Below are 18,923 nucleotides of genomic sequence, written 5' to 3' on the forward strand. Positions count from 1 at the left end.
GCATTCGTTCAGTGCATTCGTTCAGTGCAAGGTCGGACCTGCGTCCTTGCGCGGCTCGTCGTCATCGTCTTCGTCTTCATCGACGACATGCAGGCCGTCCGCGCCATGCGCGTGCTGATGCTCGATCTCGTCATCCGTGGCCGTGCGCACTTCCTGCACCGACAACGAGAAACGCAGCGCCATGCCGGCCAGCGGATGATTGCCGTCGAGCACGACCTTGTCTTCGGCGACATCGGTGACGGTGTAGATGAGCGAGTCGATGTCGTCATCGCCGTCTTCGGGCGTGCCCTCGAACTGCATGCCAACTTCCAGCGGCTCGGGGAAACGGCTACGCTCCTCGATCTTCACGAGCTCGGGATCGTATTCGCCGAACGCGTCCTGCGGCTCGAGTTGAATGGCCGTTTCATAGCCGGCTTCGTGACCGTCGAGCGCTTCCTCGATCTTGGGGAACGTGCCATCATAGCCGCCGTGCAGATAGACCATCGGCTCGTCGCTTTCCTCTATCAGATTGCCTTGCGCATCCGACAGCTTGTAAGCGACCGAAACGACAGTGTCTTTCGCAATTTTCATTGGATCCTCCAAGATACAAGCCTCGATTATACGATGCCCAAGCGGCCACAAGACGCAACACCTGCCCCCGTTCCCCGCCAGTCCGACACCCCGGGCGCGCCCCTTCCGGACGAAGTCACGCCCCTGTTGGGCAATCGCACGCCGCGACAGTTCATGCGGCGTTACTGGCAGAAAAAGCCCCTGCTGATCCGCCAGGCGGTCCCCGGCATCTCGGCCCCGCTCGCGCGCGACGAGCTCTTCGAACTCGCCGATCTCGACGATGTCGAGTCGCGTCTCATCACACATTTTCGCAATACGTGGAATCTGGAGCACGGTCCGTTCGCGCCCGACGAATTGCCTGCGGTGAAGAAACGCGAATGGACGCTGCTCGTGCAAGGCGCGAACCTGCATGACGACCGCGCCCACGCGCTGATGAACCGGTTCCGCTTCATTCCGGACGCGCGTCTCGACGATCTGATGATCTCCTACGCGACCGATGGCGGCGGTGTCGGACCGCACTTCGACTCTTATGACGTGTTTCTGCTGCAGATTCATGGCAAGCGCCGCTGGCGTATTGGCGTGCAACGGGATCTTTCGCTAAAACCCGGACTGCCGTTGAAAGTTTTACAGCACTTCGAACCGGAAGAAGAATGGGTGCTGGAGCCAGGCGACATGCTGTATCTGCCGCCGCATATCGCGCACGACGGTATCGCCGAGGGCGAATGCATGACCGCGTCCATCGGCTTTCGCGCGCCGTCCGCGCACGAGCTCACGGCGCAGTTCCTCTATCACCTCGCGGAGCGCGCCGATGAGCACGCCGAGGGCGCTCGCGCGAATACGCGCTATCGCGATCCGACGCAGGAACCCGTGGGTAATCCGGGGGCTTTGCCGGCGCTGCTCGTGGAACGCGTTGGCGCGATCCTTGCGAACGTCAACTGGAACGAAAAGGACGTAGCCGGCTTTCTCGGCACATATCTGAGCGAACCGAAATCCAATGTCGTATTCGATTCGCCCGAGCGTGCGCTCAACGAGCAAAAATTTGCGGAGCGCGCGAAAAAAACCGGCATTAGGCTCGATAGAAAGACTAATTTGCTGTATGACGCGCGGTCGTATTTTGTAAATGGCGAAGCCGCGATGTTGTCGTCGAAGCTGAAAAAGTGGCTCCCTGAATTGGCCGATACACGGCGTCTGGAGGCGAAACGCTTTGTAACACTTACAGACGAATCGTCAATGACAGCCTTGCTGCACGAATGGTATCGTGCGGGCTGGATTCAGATGGGCGCTATGGCTTGACAGGCTTGGCTCGACGAGAGTTCCAGAGATGCTGCGGATACTAGAATTTGCTGTTCCGCAATATGAAAGTTTGTATGAGAAAGACAACGTATCGTCCCCTCATTTATCGACGGTCGTTACGAAAGTGCCTATAATTTCCGGCCAAGCCGTAGGAAGTCTCACACAAAAAAGAATTGTGAGTCTCCACAGCGGCCCGGGTCGGTGTTGGAGCACACATTACCGGTACTTTGCGCTGTTGCTTACCTTTAACCATAAAAGGACGTGATCATGAAGAAATCCCTCCTCGTAGCATCCCTGTTGGCTGCTGTTGCTCTGGCTGCATGCAACAAGTCTAGCGAAACGGCTGCTCCGAGCGCTGCAAGCGATACGTCGGCTGCTTCGGCTCCGGCTGCTGCTGCTTCGGACGCAAACGCTGCAGCATCGAGCGCTTCGGCCGCTGCAAGCGACGCAGCTTCGGCTGCTGGCGCTGCTTCGGACGCTGCCGCTTCGGCTGCCGCTCCGGCATCGGGCGCAAGCCAGTAAGGCTTAGGCGTCGTCAGGCCGCTCAGGCGGCCTGCCCAAGAAAAAACCGGCTCTCGAGCCGGTTTTTTTGTGTCCGCGTTTCGCGCGTTTGCGTTCGTTTATTGCGCGGCGTTACAACGCCAGCCAGTCGAACCCTTCGGTCTGCGTGGCAACAACCACGTCGATCGCCGACGCGCCCAGCACGGCCGCCAGCGCCGCCTGCGCGAGATGCGGCAGGTTGTTCTGCTGGCTGAGATGCGCGGCCACGAGATGCCGCAGCTTCGAACGATCAAGCGAGGCCAGAATGGCCGCCGCAGCCTCGTTATTCAGGTGTCCGTGCGTCCCGCCGATGCGCGCCTTCAGTGACGGTGGATAGCGGCTCGCCGCCAGCATTTCGACATCGTGATTGGATTCGAGCACGAGCGCGTCACAGCCGCTCAGCACGCTCGTGATATGCGGCGTCGACGCGCCGACATCGGTCAGCACGCCGAGGCGGCAAGCGCCGTCGGAGAACACGTATTGCAGCGGCTCGCGGGCGTCGTGCGGAACCGTGTAAGGCAGCACGCTCAGGTCGCCGATGGTGACGCTCTCATCGCCCCACAGCACGTTCAGCTCGACATTGGCTTCGTCGGCGCCGATGGCGCGCGCGGTGCCCCAGCTCATGTGCAACGGAATGGACCAGCGGCGCGCCAGCGTCAGCGCGCTGCCGATATGGTCCGTATGTTCGTGCGTGATGACGATGGCGTCGAGGTCGGCGGCGCTGCAATTCAGGCGCGCGAGGCGGCGTTCGACTTCCTTCGCGGAGAAGCCGCAATCGAGCAGCACGCGCGTGGTGGTCGTACCGCACGATGCCTCGACGAGCAATGCATTGCCCTCGCTGCCGCTGCCGAGACTGGCGAATCTCACGATGAACTTTCGATCGACATCAATGGAGGCTTCAAGTCGTCGTCTAGTTCAACTGAGCATGCAGCAGTGACACGATGCGCTGCGCATCGGAGGACGTGTCTGGCTGACCGTTGGCATCGACCACGCCGACTTGCGTGACCGAGTCCGCCTTGGGCTTCACGTTGACGAGGAACTGGCGCGTCGGCTTCGGCGTATTGCTCGAAAAGAGCTTGCCGAACAGACCTTCCTTCTTCAGCTCCGCCATGGAGTCCGAAAAGTGGACGTAGTAGATGCCCTTGTCGCGATCACGATTGTCGACCGTGAAGTTGGTGCGATCGAGCGCGAGTCCCACGCGCAGCCACGCGCGATCGAATGGCTCGGCGAGATCGAGCGTCGAGCCGCCCGCAGCCGGGTCCATCGCGACCTTCGCGCCCATGGGACGCGCCTGCGCGAGCAATTGCTGCGACTGCTTGTCGGTGAGGCCGAACTTCTGCATCAGCTTGCCGAGCACCGCGGCTTCGAGCTGCGGATTGCGTGGACGCGTTTCCCAGCGCGACGACGTCTTGTCCTGTCCAGTCAACACTTCTTCCATCGCGCTGTGCGTGACGGAGATGTCGGTCGAGCCGTCGGCGGCGCGGTCCACCTGCGTGCGGAACATGTCCCGCGTGCCCGACGAATAAGCGAAGTCGAGCAGCTTGCCGACGCTATTGCGGAACCAGTCGTTCGGAATGTTCGCGCGGTTTTCGGCCCAGTCGGTGGCCATGATGCCGGTGGCCGGCGCATCGGTCTTCAGCGTGAAGCCGTTCTCTTCCCAGAACTCCTTCAGTTGCGGCCAGATCTGGTCGGGCGAGCGGCCGTCGACGACGAGCCAGCGGCGATCGCCATCGCTCTCGACGTGCATGCCGTATGGATCCTGCGCGTTCGGCACGCCCAGCGTGGCGTTGCCTGCCGGCGTGACTGCGCGTTCCGCGGCGCCGCCCAGCGAGTTGATTTTCGGCGGTGCGGCGTAGCGCTGGCTGATGTCGGCCGTGGTCAGATCGGACGGAACGGCGAGCGCGGGTGCGGTTTCCGCGGTTTTGTAATTGACGCGGTCCGGCGCGAGCCAGTCGTTGAGCGTATCGCAACCCGAGAGTGCGAAGATCGCGCCGGCGCCGAGCGCAAGCACGCTCAGGCGTTTGGCTTGAGTGAGAAGAGCGGAACGTTTCATGAGGTCCTTCTTTGCTGCCGATGACGCTTGAGGCCTCGCCCCGATCCCGCTACCCCTGCGGATCATCGAGGCCAATGAGCGGCGGTTGATGGCTGATGGTGTGGTTCATGTCGATCACTTGAGGCGGCGCGGCGCTTCGATTCGTTGTGACTGTGGCGCGCCGCCACATATGATCAGGCGAGCAGGCCGGAGTCGCGCAACGCGTCACGCACCACGTCGTGATAGCGCGCGTCGAGCGGCGTGAGCGGCAGGCGGATGCCGCCTTCCATGCGGCCGAGCTCGGCAAGCGCCCACTTGGCCGGAATCGGGTTCGATTCGCAGAAGAGTTGTTTGTGCAGCGACAAAAGCTTCAGATGGATGCGGCGCGCGGTGATGGCGTCGCCTTCGATCGCGGCGCGGCACAGCTGGCTCATTTCCTTCGGCGCGACGTTGGCCGTCACCGAGATGTTGCCGTGGCCGCCCAGGAGCATGAGCGCGATTGCCGTGGGATCGTCGCCGCTGAAAATGCTGAAATGCGCCGGCGCGTGCTTGATCAGATGCGCCGCGCGGTCGATGTTGCCCGTCGCTTCCTTCACGCCGATGATGCCGCGGACGTCCGCGAGACGCAGGATCGTCTCGTTGTTCATGTCGGCGACGGTGCGGCCGGGGACGTTGTAAAGAATGACGGGAAGGTCGACGGCCTCGGCGATCGCCTTGAAGTGGCGATACATGCCTTCCTGCGTCGGCTTGTTGTAATACGGAACGACTTGCAGCGTGGCGTCGGCGCCGACCTTCTTCGCGTGCTTCGAGAGCTCGATGGCCTCGGCGGTCGAGTTGCCGCCCGCGCCCGCGATGATCGGGAAACGCTTGGCCGTGTGCTCGACGGCCGTCTGAATCATCAGAATGTGCTCTTCGACCGACAAAGTGGCCGATTCGCCGCTGGTGCCGACGACAACGAGACCGTTCGAGCCTTGCTCGACGTGCCAGTCGATCAGTTTTCGAAACGCCGGCAGATCAAGACTACCGTCCTCGTGCATCGGTGTGACGATGGCAGGGATGCTGCCGCGGATCTGGATGCCGCCGTGTGTTCCGTTTGTCATGAAACTCTATGAATTTAATCGTGAATTTAATCGCAAAAAGCGATATTACGCGATTGTAGCGGATTAGCCCGTCAACGCGTAACGTGGCGGACCCGGGGGTGTGTTACCAATCGTGAGCACACTTTCCGCCGGCTTCGGTTCAGAAACCGCGCAAATCCGCTGCACGAAGGCCGGACGCGGATCGTCGAGAAAGCCGTCTTCGTAGGCGATCACGCGCAACCGCCCGTGCACTGCTGCGAGCAGTTCGCCCGGCTCCAGCAGGAATGCCGGATTCGAAGGCTTGCCGACGCTCGCGTTGCCCACCGCGAAAGTCTCGTAAATCAGCACGCCGCCGGGCGCCAGCGCGTCGATCAGATGACCGAAAAGCGGCCGATGCAGATAATTCGTGACGACGACCGCATCGAACGTTCGGTCGTTTGAAAGCGGCCAGGGCGCGCCGTTTTCGAGATCGGCGTCGAGCGTTTCGATGCCTTCGGGCGCGGACATCGACGCCAGCGCTTCAGCGTCGCGATCGATCGCCAATATCCGATGACCGCGCGCCGCGAACCAGCGCGCATGGCGCCCGTTGCCGGATGCGACGTCGAGCACCGTGCCGCCGGACGCGAGCAAATGCGCCCAGCGCGCCACCCACTGACTCGGCGCGCCTTCCATCAGCTGTAGGAAAGGCCCATGGCCTCACGCACTTCGCGCATGGTTTCCGTGGCGAACTTGCGCGCCTTGTCGCAGCCGTCGGCCACGATCGCGCGCAACAGCGACGGATCGTCCATATACTTCTGCGCGCGCTCCAGCATGGGCTGCTGCTCGCGCAGAATGCCCTCGATCACCGGCTGCTTGCACTCCAGACAGCCGATGCCCGCGCTGCGGCAGCCCTTCTGCACCCATTGATGCGTGGCTTCGTCTGTGTAGACCTCGTGCAGCTTCCACACCGGGCACTTGTCCGGATCGCCCGGGTCGGTACGGCGCACGCGCGCGGGGTCGGTCGGCATCTTGCGCACTTTCTGCTCGATGGTCGCCGCGTCCTCGCGCAGGCCGATCGTGTTGCCGTAGGACTTCGACATCTTCTGGCCATCGAGGCCCGGCATGCGCGACGCTTCCGTCAGCAGCACCTGCGGCTCGACCAGAATGATCTTGCGCGAGCCTTCGAGATAGCCGAACAGACGCTCGCGGTCGCTCATCGACAGGCTTTGCGATTCCTGCAGCATCGCGCGCGCTTGTTCGAGCGCTTCGTCGTCGCCTTCCTGCTGATACGCGACGCGCAGCTCGTGATACAGCTTCGAGCGCTTGCCGCCGAGCTTCTTCGCGGCTTCCATCGCCTTCTCTTCGAAGTCCGGCTCGCGGCCGTAGAGATAGTTGAAGCGGCGCGCGATTTCGCGCGTCATTTCGACGTGCGGCACCTGATCCTCACCGACCGGCACCAGTGACGCGCGATACAGCAGAATGTCCGCCGCCATCAGCACCGGATAGCCGAGAAAGCCGTACGTATCGAGATCCTTTTCCTTCAGCTTCTCGATCTGCTCCTTGTAGGTGGGAACGCGTTCGAGCCAGCCGAGCGGCGTACCCATGCCGAGCAACAGCGAAAGCTCGGCGTGCTCGGGCACGCGGCTCTGGATGAAGAGCGTCGCCTGCGCGGGATCGATGCCCGACGCCAGCCAGTCGATCAGCACCTCCCAGACGTTTTTCTCGATGACCTCGGGCGTCTCGTAGTGCGTCGTGAGCGCGTGCCAGTCGACGACCGCGAAGAAACACGGGTATTCGGACTGCAGCCGCACCCAGTTTTTCAGCACGCCGTGATAGTGGCCGAGGTGCAGCGACCCGGTGGGCCGCATGCCGGAGAAGATACGGTCAGGGAACATGATGTTATGGAAAGAGTGAAGCGAGGGGATTCAGAATAGCCGACACCGCCGAAAAGCCGATGTTCACGAGCGGCATGAGCCAGAAGCGCGTGAGCACGCCGGTCACGACGAGCGCCATGACGATGAAGAAACCGTAAGGCTCGAGTTTCGAGAATGCGATCGACGCGCGCACGGGCAGCAGGGCCATCAGCACGCGGCCGCCGTCGAGCGGCGGCAACGGAAACAGATTCAGCACGCCGAGCACGAGATTGACGCTGACGCCCGCGGCCGCCATGCCGGTGAAGAATTTCTCGTCGACGTGAAACGCCGCGAGCAGCACCGCGATCACGCCCCAGACGATGGCCTGCACGAAGTTGCTGCCGGGCCCGGCCGCGGCGACCCACAGGCTGCCCCAGCGCGGATTGCGCAGATTGCCGAAGGCCACCGGCACCGGCTTCGCGTAGCCAAACATGAACGCGCCGCTCGTTACGAAATAGAGGACGATCGGAATCACGATCGTGCCGATCGGATCGATATGGCGCATGGGGTTCATGGAAACGCGGCCCAGCACATAGGCCGTGTTGTCGCCGAGCAGCCGCGCGGCATAGCCATGCGCGGCCTCGTGCAGCGTGATCGCGAAGATCACCGGAAGCGCGTAGACCGCGATGGTTTGTATCAGGGAAGGATCCATAGGACGGTATTGTATCAAGCGGGCAGCCGTGATCAGACGCGCGCGACGACGTCGGGCACGTACGGTTTCGCCATATCGTGCGCCACAATACTTAATCGGGTGTTCTGCCCGTGTGCGCTACTGCACGGCGTCAGCTACGCCGTCAGCCCGAACGGTTCGAGACTGCCTCTCCCCGCGCGCACGAGCACCGGCTCCCCCGACGAAAGATCGATGACCGTCGATGGCTCCGCCGGACACGCGCCCGAGTCGATCACGAGTTCGACCTGCTTTTCCAGCCGTTCGCGGATTTCCTCTGGATCGTTGAGCGGTTCGGTGTCGGGGGGCAGGATCAGCGTCGACGCGAGCAGCGGCTCGCCGAGTGCTTCGAGCAGCGCGAGCGTGATCACGTGATCAGGCACACGCAGCCCGATCGTCTTGCGCGACGGATGCGAAAGCCGGCGCGGCACTTCCTTGGTCGCCTGGAGCACGAACACGTACGGTCCCGGCGTCACCGATTTGATCAGCCGATACTGCTGGTTGTCGACCATCGCGAAGTTGGAAAGCTCTGACAAATCGCGCACGAGCAGCGACAGCAATTGCTTGTCGTCGATGCCGCGAACCCGTCGCAGTCGCTCGACGGCGTTCTTGTCGTCGAGATGACAGCCGAGCGCGTAGCTCGAGTCCGTCGGCAACGCGACGAGGCCGCCGTCCTTGATGATCTGCACAGCCTGATTGATGAGCCGTGGCTGCGGATTGTCCGGATGAATGCGAAAGAATTGAGACATGGCGACGCCTTGTTGTTTCGATCGTTTTCGCGAAGGCCGAACGCGGCGCGAACCACGCGCGAGCGCCTTTACGCAATGTGCGTGCGGAAAATCAACTTCGATGCAAAGACCGTGCGCGCCAGGCCGAGCGCCGTGGGACGCTTACAGCCAACGCTCCCAGACGGGCGTGAGGTCGTCGGGCAGCGGCGGCAACAACCCGAGGTCGACGCGCCCTTCGCCCGCTCCGTGGAAGTCCGAGCCGCGCGAGGCCTCGAAACCGTAGCGGCGCGCGACATCGGCATATTCGCGGTACTGGTCGGGCGTGTGACTACCGGTCACGACTTCGATCGCGTGGCCGCCGAGTTGAATGAATTCGTCGAAAAATGCGGCGAACTCGACCGGCGTGTAATCGTAGCGGCCCGGATGCGCGATGACAGGCTCGCCGCCCGCGTCGCGAATCCATTTCACCGCGTCTTCGAGCTTCGCCCAGCGATGCCCGACGAAGCCCGGCTTGCCGTCGCCGAGATAGCGCGAGAAGACGTCGGCGGTGGACTGCGCGTAGCCCGCTTCCACGAGATACCGCGCGAAATGGGTGCGCGAGATCATGTCCGGGTCGTCGGTGAAGCGCAGCGCCCCTTTATAGCAATCCGGAATGCCGATCGCCGCGAGCGCCTCGCCGATCGCCACGCCCCGCGCCGCGCGTCCGTTGCGGGTGGATTCGAGGCCCTTGAGCAGCGCCTCGTTCTGCGGATCCACGTTCATGCCGACGATATGCACCGTGCGCGACGCCCACGTCACCGAAATTTCGACGCCCGGCAGATAGCCCATGCCGAGTGCTTCCGCCGCCTCGCGCGCTTCCTTCTGCCCGCCGAGCTGATCGTGATCCGTCAGCGACCACAGCGTGACGCCGTTCGCATGCGCGCGCGCCGCGACCTCGGCGGGCGCAAACTGGCCGTCGGACACGGTGGAATGGCAATGCAGATCGGCGTTCATCAAAGGCTCGCTGGTTACCTTCACATTCTAACTGTATCGGCATGACACGCCGATTATGTAGTCCCTTCCTTTCCGCGCGCCGGCGCTCATGCACAGAACGATTCGATCAGCGCCGCGACGCGCGCCGGCCGATCGTGATGGATCATGTGCCCCGCTTCATCGATGATTTCCTCGCGCCAGTCGGCAAACGTCGCAAAGCGCGTCTTGAACTCCGCGATGGGCGCCTGGCCCGCGAAGCTCGCGAGCGTCGGCGAATCCTTCGCTTCGACGTGCAGCACCGGCGCCTTGACGCGCGCCCAGGCAGCGCTCACCTCGTCCAGCCGATACAGCGTCGGACCGCGCAATTTGTGCGCCGGATCGGCGAGCAGGTGGAAGCGCCCGTCCGCGCCCTCACGCGACCAGTGCTGCGCGAGAAAACGCGCGCGGTCGAGCGGCAGACGAGGATTCGTGCGGATCAGTCGGTCGGCGACATCGTCGAGATTCGCGTAGCTGCGCAGCGCCGGCGGCGCGCGCAGGTCGTCGAGCCACTGTGCGATGCGCCCCGGAGATTGCGACGCGCGCGCCGCCGGCAGGCCGAAACCCTCCAGATCGACGACGCGGCGCACGCGTTCCGGCCGCACGCCCGCATAGAGCAAGGCGACGTTCGCGCCCATGCTGTGCCCGACCAGATTCGCCTGCGCGCGCGGCGCGTAGTGGTCGAGCAATATGTCGAGATCGGCGAGATAGTCGGGAAAGTAGTAATGACCGCCGCCCTTCTCCGCTACCGGCCAGTCCGAGAGCCCGAAGCCGCGCGCGTCGGGCGCGAGCACCTGCCAGTCACCCGCGAGCGCATCGACGACGAACTGGAACGACGCGCTGACGTCCATCCAGCCGTGCAGCATGAACAGCATCGGCGCATCGGGAGAGCCCCAGCGGCGCACGTGGAGGCGCACGCCGCGCGCATCGACGAATTCGGAGCGCGATTCTTTCATGGTCTCGCCTCAACAAGCAAAAAAAGATGATCGTTCGATTATAGCGACCATGCGGCCGGTTCACTGCTCGTCGTCAAGACCGGCGAGCGCGCGAAGCTCGGCCTCGTCGAAGCCTGCGTCGCGGCGCGCGTCGAAGTTGAACGGGCCGCGCAGCTTCGGCGCGTGATATTGCGCGGCGAGCCGTTCGTAGGTCGTGTGCGGATCGAGATGCTGCGCGTCGCAGAGGAAACGGAACCAACGGTTGCCAATCAGCACGTGGCCGATCTCATCGCGCAGGATCACGTCGAGAATCGCCGCCGATGCGTGATCGCCCGCCTGCGCGAGACGTTTTCTGATCGGCGGCGAAGCGTCGAGGCCGCGCGCCTCCAGCGTGCGCGGAACGAGCGCCATGCGCGCGAGCACGTCGTCGCAGGTGCGCTGGGCCATTTCCCAAAGGCCGTCGTGCGCCGGGAAAGCGCCGTAAGCATGGCCGAACTCGGCGAGCCGCGTGGTCAGCAGCGAAAAATGATATGCCTCCTCGGCGGCGACCTTCAACCAGTCGAGATAAAATTCGCGCGGCATCGAAGGGAAACGCCAGACCGCGTCGAGCGCCAGATTGATTGCGTTGAATTCGATGTGCGCAAGCGCGTGCAGCAGCACCGCGCGCCCGGCATCGGACTGCATGCTGCGGCGCTTGAGCGAGGAAGGCTCGACGAGTTCCGGCCGTGCGGGACGTCCCGGAAGATCGCCGGGATCGACGAGAGCCGCAGCGGAATCGACGCGCGACGGCTCCGCGCGCACCGCCTCGAACAGCGCACGGGCCCGCGCCGCCTTCGTCGCCGGATCGCGCCCGCGCAGGATCGTCAGCGCTGCGCGACGGGCATCGGCGGTCGCATCGCTGGCTGAATCGGCTGGAATCGGAAATTCGTGCATCGAATGTGTCTCGAAAAACGGCGCCCGGCAGGCCCGGTCGGGCGGACGGGTACGGCAAACAGCTAAAATGGTAATCCCGGTGAACGCCGCGCAGCGCGCAACCATCGCTCGTCGACGAGCGTCGCCTCGCACCGGCAGGCGCGCATTTTAGCGCCGGCAGCGTGCGCAGCGGCCGCACCCCACCCTCACGACACCACGCCTCAGGAGACAATGTGGCCATCTACAAACTCGGCGACGAAGCCCCCACCATCCACGAAAGCGTGTTCCTCGCGGATACCGCGACCATCATCGGCCGCGTGACGCTCGAGGAAAACACGAGCGTCTGGCCCGGCGCGTCGCTGCGTGGCGACAACGAGCCGATCGTCGTCGGACGTGGCAGCAACGTGCAGGAAGGCGCGGTGCTGCACGCGGACCCGGGCTTTCCGCTGACCATCGAGAACGACGTCACCGTCGGCCATCAGGCGATGCTGCACGGCTGCACGGTCAAGGAAGGCTCGCTGATCGGCATTCAGGCGGTGGTCTTGAATGGTGCGGTGATCGGCCGCAACTGTCTGGTTGGCGCGGGCGCGATCGTCACCGAAGGCAAGGTGTTCCCGGACAACACGCTGATTCTCGGCGCGCCGGCGAAAGCGGTGCGGGAAATCGGCGAGGCGGACATCGCCCGCATGCGCGCGGCCACGGCGAGTTATGCCGACCGGCGCGAATATTACAAGGCGCAACTCGTGCGCATCGGCTGATTCCGGCGAAACGGATCAGCCTCAACACCCCAAGGAAGAGTTGTGAACGACCAGTTGCAGAAATTCATGTTCAACGCGGCGCCCGTGCGCGGCGAGATCGTCTCGTTGCGCAACACGTGGCAGGAAGTGCTCGCGCGCCGCACTTATCCCGCGGCCGTGCGCAACGTGCTCGGCGAGATGATGGCCGCGTGCGCGCTGCTGTCGGCGAATCTCAAGTTCGACGGCACGCTCGTCATGCAGATCTACGGCGACGGTCCGGTGAAGATGCTGGTCGTGCAGTGCAACTCGAATCTGACGCTGCGCGCCACGGCCAAGCTCGCCGATGGCGCCGAAGGCCAGCTCGAGAACGAGATGTCGCTGGCGGAACTGCTGAACCGTCACGGGCGCGGCCGCTGCGTCATCACGCTCGATCCCAACGACAAGAAGCCGGGCCAGCAGCCGTATCAGGGCATCGTGCCGCTCACGGGCGAGCACGGGCCGCTTGCGTCGATGGCCGAGGTGCTCGAGCACTACATGCATCACTCGGAGCAGCTCGACACGCGTCTGTGGCTCGCGGCGGACACGGACCGCGCGGTCGGCATGCTGCTGCAGAAGCTGCCGGGCGATGGCGGCATCGTCCCGCATCCGGGCGAGCACGACGCCGATACCTGGCAGCGCGTGTGTCATCTCGGCAGCACGCTTTCGAATGAGGAATTGCTGAAGGAAGAACCGGAGACGGTCTTCAAGCGGCTCTTCTGGCAAGAGAACGTGCAGCACTTTGAACCGGCGCAGGCTCGCTTCCAGTGCACCTGCTCGCGCGAAAAGGTCGGCGGCATGCTGAAGATGCTGGGCCGCGAGGAGGTCGAGAGCGTGATCCACGAGCGCGGCGATGTCGAAGTGCATTGCGAGTTCTGCAATCAGCGTTACGAGTTCGACGCCGTCGACGTTGCGCAACTTTTTGTCGCAAAGGAACTCTCACAAGGCGTGAGTCCGGCGCCGGATCAGCGCCACTGATCGACCGTCGAAGCCTTATCCAGCGGAGCTTGCACTGCGCGCACCGAAGGCTTGCGGAGCACGGCGCGCGTGATTCGCACGGCCTGCGGCCCCGGTTTCACGACGTTCGCCGCACGCTATGATGGACTTCTGTTCAGATGTCCGGCCCGCTGGAGGTCGAAAAATGAAAACCGCAACGCTCAACTGGAAGTTGCTGCCGTGCCTGGCCGGCGTGACGCTTGCCGCCGGCTGCATGATGGACCCGCCCGGCCCTTCGCCGATCTATAGCCGCCTGCCCGACACGGCGCCCGCCCCGCAGCAGACGCTGACGGATCAGCAGCAGATGGAACGCTACAACGCTATCGACAGGCAGGCGCTCAACGAATCGCAGCAGGCCGCGGCAGCCGGCAATTCCGCGAAGACCATGTCGCAGTTCTCCGCGCCCATGCCGGTTTCGGTGTACGGCGGCTATTCGAGCGGCGGCTGGGGCGGGCCGTACTGGGGCACCGGCGTCGGCGTGGGCACCCGGTGGTGAGCGAGTCACAAGGAAAAATGGCGCGGTCGATGACCGCGCCATTTTTTTGCCTCGTTCACCCAGCGCGACGCTAGTTCGCCGCGCCTGTCTGCTGCTTCTTCTTCGCTTCGGCCGCTTTCTCTTTCTGCGCCTTCTTGTCCAGATCGCGCAACTCCTGCTTCGAACGCGACACCGGATTCGGCACGACCCGCAACGGCGCCGCCGACACCTGGCCGCGCGTCGAGCCGTTCATGCCCGGGACGTTGGCGGAATTGACCGGCGCGGTGGAGTTGGGCGAGACGAACTGCACGAACACTTCGCTGTCCTTCACCATGCCCATCTCGTAGCGCGCGCGCTCCTCGACGGCCGACGTGCCGCTTTGCAGGTCCTGCACTTCACCCTGGACGCGCTCGTTGCGCAATCTCAGGTTCGTGTTCTTCTCCGTCTGTTGCGCGAGTTGCTGCTGCAATTCATGCACGCGCAGCCAGCCACCGTGCCCCCACCAGAGCGGGTATTGGATCAGCACCAGCAAAAGAACCAGAACGACAGTTACGAGCCGCATTCACGTAGCCGAAATAAGCGCCGCCCGTCGGCCCCGGATCGAACCGGGGGCCGTGGGCGGCGGGCATCAAAAGATGACTTAACGTCCTTATCGACTAAAGCGGCGAAAGCTTTAGCGCAAGTTGTAAAACGCCGACTTGCCGGGGTAGCTGGCGATATCGCCGAGATCTTCCTCGATGCGCAGCAGCTGGTTGTACTTCGAGATGCGGTCGCTGCGCGACAGCGAACCGGTCTTGATCTGGCCGGCGTTCAGGCCGACCGCGATATCCGCGATGGTCGAATCCTCCGTCTCGCCCGAACGGTGCGAAATCACCGCCGTGTAGCCCGCGCGCTTGGCCATTTCGATCGCCGCGAAGGTTTCCGTCAGCGTGCCGATCTGGTTGATCTTGATCAGGATCGAGTTGGCGATGCCTTTCTCGATGCCTTCCTTCAGGATGCGCGTGTTGGTCACGAACAGATCGTCGCCGACGAGCTGGATCTTCTTGCCAAGCTTGTCGGTCAGGATCTTCCAGCCTTCCCAGTCCGACTCGTGCATGCCGTCTTCGATCGAGACGATCGGGAACTTGTCGGCGAGCGTCGCCAGATAGTCCGCGAATTCGGCCGACGACAGTTGCAGGCCTTCACCCGCCAACTGGTACTTGCCGTCGTGGTAGAACTCGCTCGCCGCGCAGTCGAGCGCGAGCAGCACGTCTTCGCCGGCGCGGTAACCTGCCTTTTCGATCGCCTGAAGAATGGTCGACAGGCACTCGTCGTTGCTGCCGAAGTTCGGCGCGAAGCCGCCTTCGTCGCCCACCGCCGTGCTCATGCCGCGCTCGGCCAGGATCTTCTTGAGCGCGTGGAACACTTCCGCGCCGCAACGCAGCGCTTCGCGGAAGGTCGGCTGGCTCACCGGCACGATCATGAATTCCTGGATGTCCAGGCTGTTGTTCGCGTGCGCGCCGCCGTTGACGATGTTCATCATCGGCACCGGAAGCTGCATCGCGCCCGAGCCGCCGAAGTAGCGATACAGCGGCAGGCCGGCTTCTTCAGCGGCGGCCTTCGCGACCGCCATCGACACGGCCAGCATCGCGTTCGCGCCGAGGCGCGACTTGTTCTCGGTGCCGTCGAGCTCGAGCAGGGTCTTGTCGAGGAAGGCCTGTTCCGAGGCGTCGAGGCCCATGATGGCTTCGGAAATCTCGGTGTTGATGTGTTCGACGGCCTTCAGCACGCCCTTGCCGTTGTAGCGGCCGGGCTCGTCGTCGCGCAGTTCGATGGCTTCGCGCGAACCGGTGGACGCACCCGACGGGACCGCGGCGCGGCCCATCGTGCCCGATTCGAGCAACACGTCGCATTCGACGGTCGGATTGCCTCGCGAATCGAGAATCTCGCGGCCGATGATATCTACGATAGCACTCATGGTTTCCTCAAGAAATGACGATGAATTCTGTCAGTCACTACGAAGCGCGCCGCCTGCTTTTACACTTCGATACACCCTTCGGCGCGCGCTTCACTGGCTTCGCTCAGACCTCGACGATGATCGCCGGGTTCAGCTCCGGCGCAACGGGCGGTCGTTTCGCATCGCTTTCGTGGGGAGCGGGCGTTGAATCCGCGCAAACGCGGACATCGCCCGGATACGTAGCACGCTCCTCCGTTGCTCGGTCGCTCGCAGTCATTCGCGGCGACCTGTTTTTTGCGACTCGGGCGCCGATCAGGACGCCCTCGCCTTGCTGCTTTCTGCTTACCGGCGCTGCCTGCGCTCAGTTGAAATCGTTCTCGAGGAACGGGCCGCTCTTCACCGCGCGATCGATCGTGACGAGCGTATTCAGCAGTGCTTCCATGCGATGCAGGGGCACGGCGTTCGGACCGTCGGACTTCGCGCTCGCCGGGTCCGGATGCGTCTCCATGAAAAGACCCGCCACCCCTGTTGCAACCGCCGCGCGCGCCAGCACCGGAACGAATTCGCGCTGACCGCCTGAACTCGTGCCCTGCCCGCCCGGCAACTGCACCGAGTGGGTTGCGTCGAACACGACCGGCGCGCTGGTTTCGCGCATGATCGCGAGCGAGCGCATGTCGGACACGAGATTGTTATACCCGAACGACACGCCACGCTCGCACGCCATGAAGCGGTCTTCCGACAGCCCCGCCTCGCGCGCGGCGTCGCGCGCCTTGTCGATCACGTTCTTCATGTCGTGCGGCGCGAGGAACTGGCCCTTCTTGATGTTCACGGGCTTGCCGGAACGCGCGCACGCATGGATGAAGTCGGTCTGGCGGCACAGGAAAGCGGGGGTCTGCAGCACGTCCACGACTGATGCGACCGCTTCGATTTCTTCTTCTGTGTGCACGTCGGTCAGGACGGGCACGCCGAGTTGCTTCTTCACTTCGCCCAGAATCCGCAAGCCTTCATCCATGCCGGGACCGCGGTACGACTTGCCCGAACTGCGATTGGCCTTGTCGAACGACGACTTGTAGATGAAAGGAATACCGAGCTTCTGTGTCACTTCTTTGAGCCGGCCGGCGACGTCGATGGTCATTTGCTCCGACTCCACGACGCACGTTCCCGCGATCAGGAAAAACGGCTTGTCCAGACCGGCTTCGAAGTGACACAGCTTCATGCCTGCGCCCCCGCGGTGGCCGCGGCCTTTGCGGGCGCCTTCGCACCGACTGCTTCCGCGTGCGTGCGCGCTGCTTCGACAAACGCCTTGAACAGCGGATGGCCGTCGCGCGGCGTCGACGTGAATTCCGGGTGGAACTGAACGCCGACGAACCACGGATGCAGCGATTGCGGCAATTCCATCATCTCGGGCAGATCCTCGCTCGGGGTACGGGCGCTGATGATAAGCCCGCCCGCCTCGAGTTGGGGCACGAAACGGTTATTGACCTCATAACGGTGACGATGACGCTCGTTCACATCCGTGCCGTAGATGCGCCCGGCCATCGTGCCGGGCTTGATCGGGCACTTCTGCGAACCGAGGCGCATGGTGCCGCCGAGATCCGATTCCTCGTTGCGCTTTTCGACACGGCCTGCGCGATCGAACCACTCGGTGATCAGCGCGACGACCGGGTTGGTCGTTTCAGGATCGAACTCGGTGGAGTTCGCGTCCGAAAGACCGGCGACGTCGCGGGCGAATTCGATCACCGCGAGCTGCATGCCGAGACAGATGCCGAGGTACGGCGTCTTCGATTCACGCGCGTAGCGGATCGCCTTGATCTTGCCTTCCGTGCCGCGACGGCCGAAACCGCCCGGAACCAGCACGGCGTCGAGGTGCTTCAGCGCATCGGTGCCTTCGGCGTCGATCTGTTCCGAATCGATGTATTCGATGTTGACCTTGGTCGACGTGTGAATCGCCGCGTGACGCAGCGCTTCGATCAGCGACTTGTACGACTCGGTGAGCTCGACATACTTGCCCACCATGCCGATGGTCACTTCGCTCTTCGGATTCTCGAGCTTCTCGACGAGGTTCGACCACATCGACAGATTGGCCGGCTGCGGCGAGAGCTTCAGCTCTTCGCAGACGATTTCGTCGAGGCCCTGATCGTTGAGCATCTGCGGAATCTTGTAGATGCTGTCCGCGTCCCACACGGAAATGACCGCGTCTTCGCGCACGTTCGAGAAGAGCGAGATCTTCTGGCGCTCGTCGTCCGGAATCGGGCGGTCGGCGCGGCACAAGAGCACGTTCGGATAGATACCGATTTCGCGCAGCTTCTGCACGCTGTGCTGCGTGGGCTTGGTTTTCAGTTCGCCCGCTGTGGCGATGAACGGCACCAGCGTCAGGTGCACGAAGCACGCGCTGTTGCGGCCCATGCGCAGGCTCATCTGACGCGCGGCTTCGAGGAACGGCAGCGATTCGATGTCGCCCACCGTGCCGCCGATCTCGACGATCGCGACATCCGGCTGGCCGCACGTGGCCGCGGCCGCGCCGCGCTCGACGAACGCCTGGATTTCGTTGGTGATGTGCGGAATGACCTGCACCGTCTTGCCGAGATACTCGCCGCGACGTTCCTTGCGGATCACCGATTCGTAAATCTGGCCGGTGGTGAAATTGTTGGCCTTGCGCATCTTCGTGCTGATGAAGCGCTCGTAGTGGCCGAGGTCGAGATCGGTCTCCGCGCCGTCTTCCGTCACGAACACTTCGCCGTGCTGGAACGGGGACATCGTGCCGGGGTCGACGTTGATGTAAGGATCGAGCTTGAGGAGAGTGACTTTCAGACCGCGCGATTCGAGGATCGCGGCGAGGGAGGCGGCGGCAATACCCTTGCCAAGGGACGAAACTACGCCGCCGGTGACGAATACATATTTGGTCATCGCTAGATGCTCGCGGGAAAAACGGATTATACCGTAAAGGCCGGTTCCCACGAAGCGTGCGCGAGCCGCGAATTGGCGGCGGATACGCGCTGTTGAGCGTTCTTTTCGATGCGCTTCGGTCGCGATTGGCGCGGATCATTTCACCGCGCATTCGTCAAGCGCGGCGTGCGCGCTCGTGCGGCGGTCGCGCCCTTTTCAGCG

General features: G+C 63.4%; 20 protein-coding genes. 5 read left to right on the forward strand and 15 right to left on the reverse strand.

The window, feature by feature from the left end; translation table 11 throughout:
• Positions 1–21: 21 nt before the first annotated feature.
• Positions 22–570: an FKBP-type peptidyl-prolyl cis-trans isomerase gene (locus AWB79_RS14590; RefSeq protein ID WP_061168132.1), complete on the reverse strand. Its 549-nt coding sequence runs from the start codon at positions 568–570 to the stop codon at positions 22–24.
• Positions 571–603: 33 nt separating this feature from the next.
• Between AWB79_RS14590 and AWB79_RS14595 the strand changes: the two genes are divergently transcribed.
• Both AWB79_RS14595 and AWB79_RS40455 read left to right on the forward strand, forming a co-directional pair.
• Positions 604–1,842, forward strand: a complete 1,239-nt coding sequence (locus AWB79_RS14595) for a cupin domain-containing protein (protein ID WP_061168133.1) — start codon at positions 604–606, stop codon at positions 1,840–1,842.
• A 267-nt stretch (positions 1,843–2,109) separates the two neighbouring features.
• A complete protein-coding gene (locus AWB79_RS40455; protein WP_074168913.1) occupies positions 2,110–2,364 on the forward strand; it encodes a hypothetical protein in 255 nt (84 codons plus the stop codon).
• 111 nt (positions 2,365–2,475) lie between these two features.
• Here AWB79_RS40455 and AWB79_RS14600 read toward each other — a convergent pair whose 3' ends face one another.
• From AWB79_RS14600 to AWB79_RS14645, 10 genes are all read right to left on the reverse strand, one after another.
• Positions 2,476–3,249, reverse strand: a complete 774-nt coding sequence (locus tag AWB79_RS14600; protein WP_061168134.1) for an MBL fold metallo-hydrolase — start codon at positions 3,247–3,249, stop codon at positions 2,476–2,478.
• Between the two features lie 43 nt (positions 3,250–3,292).
• Positions 3,293–4,435, reverse strand: a complete 1,143-nt coding sequence (gene bamC, locus AWB79_RS14605) for an NlpB/DapX family lipoprotein (protein ID WP_061168135.1) — start codon at positions 4,433–4,435, stop codon at positions 3,293–3,295.
• Between the two features lie 173 nt (positions 4,436–4,608).
• A complete protein-coding gene (gene dapA / locus AWB79_RS14610; RefSeq protein WP_061168136.1) occupies positions 4,609–5,514 on the reverse strand; it encodes a 4-hydroxy-tetrahydrodipicolinate synthase in 906 nt (301 codons plus the stop codon).
• Positions 5,515–5,577: 63 nt separating this feature from the next.
• Positions 5,578–6,165: a class I SAM-dependent methyltransferase gene (locus AWB79_RS14615; RefSeq protein WP_061168137.1), complete on the reverse strand. Its 588-nt coding sequence runs from the start codon at positions 6,163–6,165 to the stop codon at positions 5,578–5,580.
• The gene (locus tag AWB79_RS14620; protein WP_061168138.1) at positions 6,165–7,367 is read right to left on the reverse strand and encodes a tryptophan--tRNA ligase; all 1,203 of its coding nucleotides are present in this window, start codon (positions 7,365–7,367) and stop codon (positions 6,165–6,167) included. The genes AWB79_RS14615 and AWB79_RS14620 overlap by 1 nt, the downstream gene beginning before the upstream one ends.
• A gap of 4 nt (positions 7,368–7,371) precedes the next feature.
• Positions 7,372–8,037 (reverse strand): site-2 protease family protein, encoded by a 666-nt coding sequence (locus tag AWB79_RS14625; protein ID WP_061168139.1) that lies wholly within the window; start codon positions 8,035–8,037, stop codon positions 7,372–7,374.
• Between the two features lie 134 nt (positions 8,038–8,171).
• Positions 8,172–8,801, reverse strand: a complete 630-nt coding sequence (locus AWB79_RS14630) for an L-threonylcarbamoyladenylate synthase (protein ID WP_061168140.1) — start codon at positions 8,799–8,801, stop codon at positions 8,172–8,174.
• 141 nt (positions 8,802–8,942) lie between these two features.
• Positions 8,943–9,773, reverse strand: a complete 831-nt coding sequence (locus AWB79_RS14635; protein WP_061168141.1) for a 3',5'-nucleoside bisphosphate phosphatase — start codon at positions 9,771–9,773, stop codon at positions 8,943–8,945.
• A gap of 86 nt (positions 9,774–9,859) precedes the next feature.
• Complete coding sequence (locus AWB79_RS14640; RefSeq protein WP_061168142.1) at positions 9,860–10,744, reverse strand: alpha/beta fold hydrolase; 885 nt, start codon at positions 10,742–10,744, stop codon at positions 9,860–9,862.
• Between the two features lie 60 nt (positions 10,745–10,804).
• On the reverse strand, positions 10,805–11,656 hold the full coding sequence (locus AWB79_RS14645) for a ferritin-like domain-containing protein (RefSeq protein ID WP_061168143.1): 852 nt from the start codon (positions 11,654–11,656) through the stop codon (positions 10,805–10,807).
• Between the two features lie 212 nt (positions 11,657–11,868).
• Between AWB79_RS14645 and AWB79_RS14650 the strand changes: the two genes are divergently transcribed.
• The 3 genes from AWB79_RS14650 (at position 11,869) to AWB79_RS14660 (ending at position 13,900) form a co-directional block, all read left to right on the forward strand.
• On the forward strand, positions 11,869–12,393 hold the full coding sequence (locus tag AWB79_RS14650) for a gamma carbonic anhydrase family protein (RefSeq protein WP_061168144.1): 525 nt from the start codon (positions 11,869–11,871) through the stop codon (positions 12,391–12,393).
• Positions 12,394–12,435: 42 nt separating this feature from the next.
• Complete coding sequence (gene hslO / locus AWB79_RS14655; protein ID WP_061168145.1) at positions 12,436–13,386, forward strand: Hsp33 family molecular chaperone HslO; 951 nt, start codon at positions 12,436–12,438, stop codon at positions 13,384–13,386.
• A gap of 163 nt (positions 13,387–13,549) precedes the next feature.
• Positions 13,550–13,900: a hypothetical protein gene (locus AWB79_RS14660; RefSeq protein WP_061168146.1), complete on the forward strand. Its 351-nt coding sequence runs from the start codon at positions 13,550–13,552 to the stop codon at positions 13,898–13,900.
• Between the two features lie 70 nt (positions 13,901–13,970).
• Here AWB79_RS14660 and ftsB read toward each other — a convergent pair whose 3' ends face one another.
• From ftsB to pyrG, 4 genes are all read right to left on the reverse strand, one after another.
• Entirely contained in the window at positions 13,971–14,441 is a 471-nt protein-coding gene (gene ftsB / locus AWB79_RS14665) for a cell division protein FtsB (protein WP_061168147.1), read from the reverse strand.
• A gap of 111 nt (positions 14,442–14,552) precedes the next feature.
• Positions 14,553–15,836: a phosphopyruvate hydratase gene (eno, locus tag AWB79_RS14670; RefSeq protein ID WP_061168148.1), complete on the reverse strand. Its 1,284-nt coding sequence runs from the start codon at positions 15,834–15,836 to the stop codon at positions 14,553–14,555.
• Positions 15,837–16,176: 340 nt separating this feature from the next.
• A complete protein-coding gene (gene kdsA / locus AWB79_RS14675) occupies positions 16,177–17,031 on the reverse strand; it encodes a 3-deoxy-8-phosphooctulonate synthase (RefSeq protein ID WP_061168149.1) in 855 nt (284 codons plus the stop codon).
• Positions 17,028–18,722 (reverse strand): CTP synthase, encoded by a 1,695-nt coding sequence (gene pyrG / locus AWB79_RS14680; protein ID WP_061168150.1) that lies wholly within the window; start codon positions 18,720–18,722, stop codon positions 17,028–17,030. The genes kdsA and pyrG overlap by 4 nt, the downstream gene beginning before the upstream one ends.
• Positions 18,723–18,923: the final 201 nt, after the last annotated feature.

The sequence above is a fragment of the Caballeronia hypogeia genome (assembly GCF_001544875.2).
Classification (GTDB): domain Bacteria; phylum Pseudomonadota; class Gammaproteobacteria; order Burkholderiales; family Burkholderiaceae; genus Caballeronia; species Caballeronia hypogeia.

What these genes read in the sequence shown, in the direction of transcription:
- AWB79_RS14590 (WP_061168132.1), bottom strand. Translation starts at nt 570, where the DNA reads ATGAAAATTGCGAAAGACACTGTCGTTTCGGTCGCTTACAAGCTGTCG.
- AWB79_RS14595 (WP_061168133.1), top strand. Translation starts at nt 604, where the DNA reads ATGCCCAAGCGGCCACAAGACGCAACACCTGCCCCCGTTCCCCGCCAG.
- AWB79_RS40455 (WP_074168913.1), top strand. Translation starts at nt 2,110, where the DNA reads ATGAAGAAATCCCTCCTCGTAGCATCCCTGTTGGCTGCTGTTGCTCTG.
- bamC (WP_061168135.1), bottom strand. Translation starts at nt 4,435, where the DNA reads ATGAAACGTTCCGCTCTTCTCACTCAAGCCAAACGCCTGAGCGTGCTT.
- dapA (WP_061168136.1), bottom strand. Translation starts at nt 5,514, where the DNA reads ATGACAAACGGAACACACGGCGGCATCCAGATCCGCGGCAGCATCCCT.
- AWB79_RS14615 (WP_061168137.1), bottom strand. Translation starts at nt 6,165, where the DNA reads ATGGAAGGCGCGCCGAGTCAGTGGGTGGCGCGCTGGGCGCATTTGCTC.
- AWB79_RS14620 (WP_061168138.1), bottom strand. Translation starts at nt 7,367, where the DNA reads ATGTTCCCTGACCGTATCTTCTCCGGCATGCGGCCCACCGGGTCGCTG.
- AWB79_RS14625 (WP_061168139.1), bottom strand. Translation starts at nt 8,037, where the DNA reads ATGGATCCTTCCCTGATACAAACCATCGCGGTCTACGCGCTTCCGGTG.
- AWB79_RS14630 (WP_061168140.1), bottom strand. Translation starts at nt 8,801, where the DNA reads ATGTCTCAATTCTTTCGCATTCATCCGGACAATCCGCAGCCACGGCTC.
- AWB79_RS14635 (WP_061168141.1), bottom strand. Translation starts at nt 9,773, where the DNA reads ATGAACGCCGATCTGCATTGCCATTCCACCGTGTCCGACGGCCAGTTT.
- AWB79_RS14640 (WP_061168142.1), bottom strand. Translation starts at nt 10,744, where the DNA reads ATGAAAGAATCGCGCTCCGAATTCGTCGATGCGCGCGGCGTGCGCCTC.
- AWB79_RS14645 (WP_061168143.1), bottom strand. Translation starts at nt 11,656, where the DNA reads ATGCACGAATTTCCGATTCCAGCCGATTCAGCCAGCGATGCGACCGCC.
- AWB79_RS14660 (WP_061168146.1), top strand. Translation starts at nt 13,550, where the DNA reads ATGAAAACCGCAACGCTCAACTGGAAGTTGCTGCCGTGCCTGGCCGGC.
- ftsB (WP_061168147.1), bottom strand. Translation starts at nt 14,441, where the DNA reads ATGCGGCTCGTAACTGTCGTTCTGGTTCTTTTGCTGGTGCTGATCCAA.
- eno (WP_061168148.1), bottom strand. Translation starts at nt 15,836, where the DNA reads ATGAGTGCTATCGTAGATATCATCGGCCGCGAGATTCTCGATTCGCGA.
- kdsA (WP_061168149.1), bottom strand. Translation starts at nt 17,031, where the DNA reads ATGAAGCTGTGTCACTTCGAAGCCGGTCTGGACAAGCCGTTTTTCCTG.
- pyrG (WP_061168150.1), bottom strand. Translation starts at nt 18,722, where the DNA reads ATGACCAAATATGTATTCGTCACCGGCGGCGTAGTTTCGTCCCTTGGC.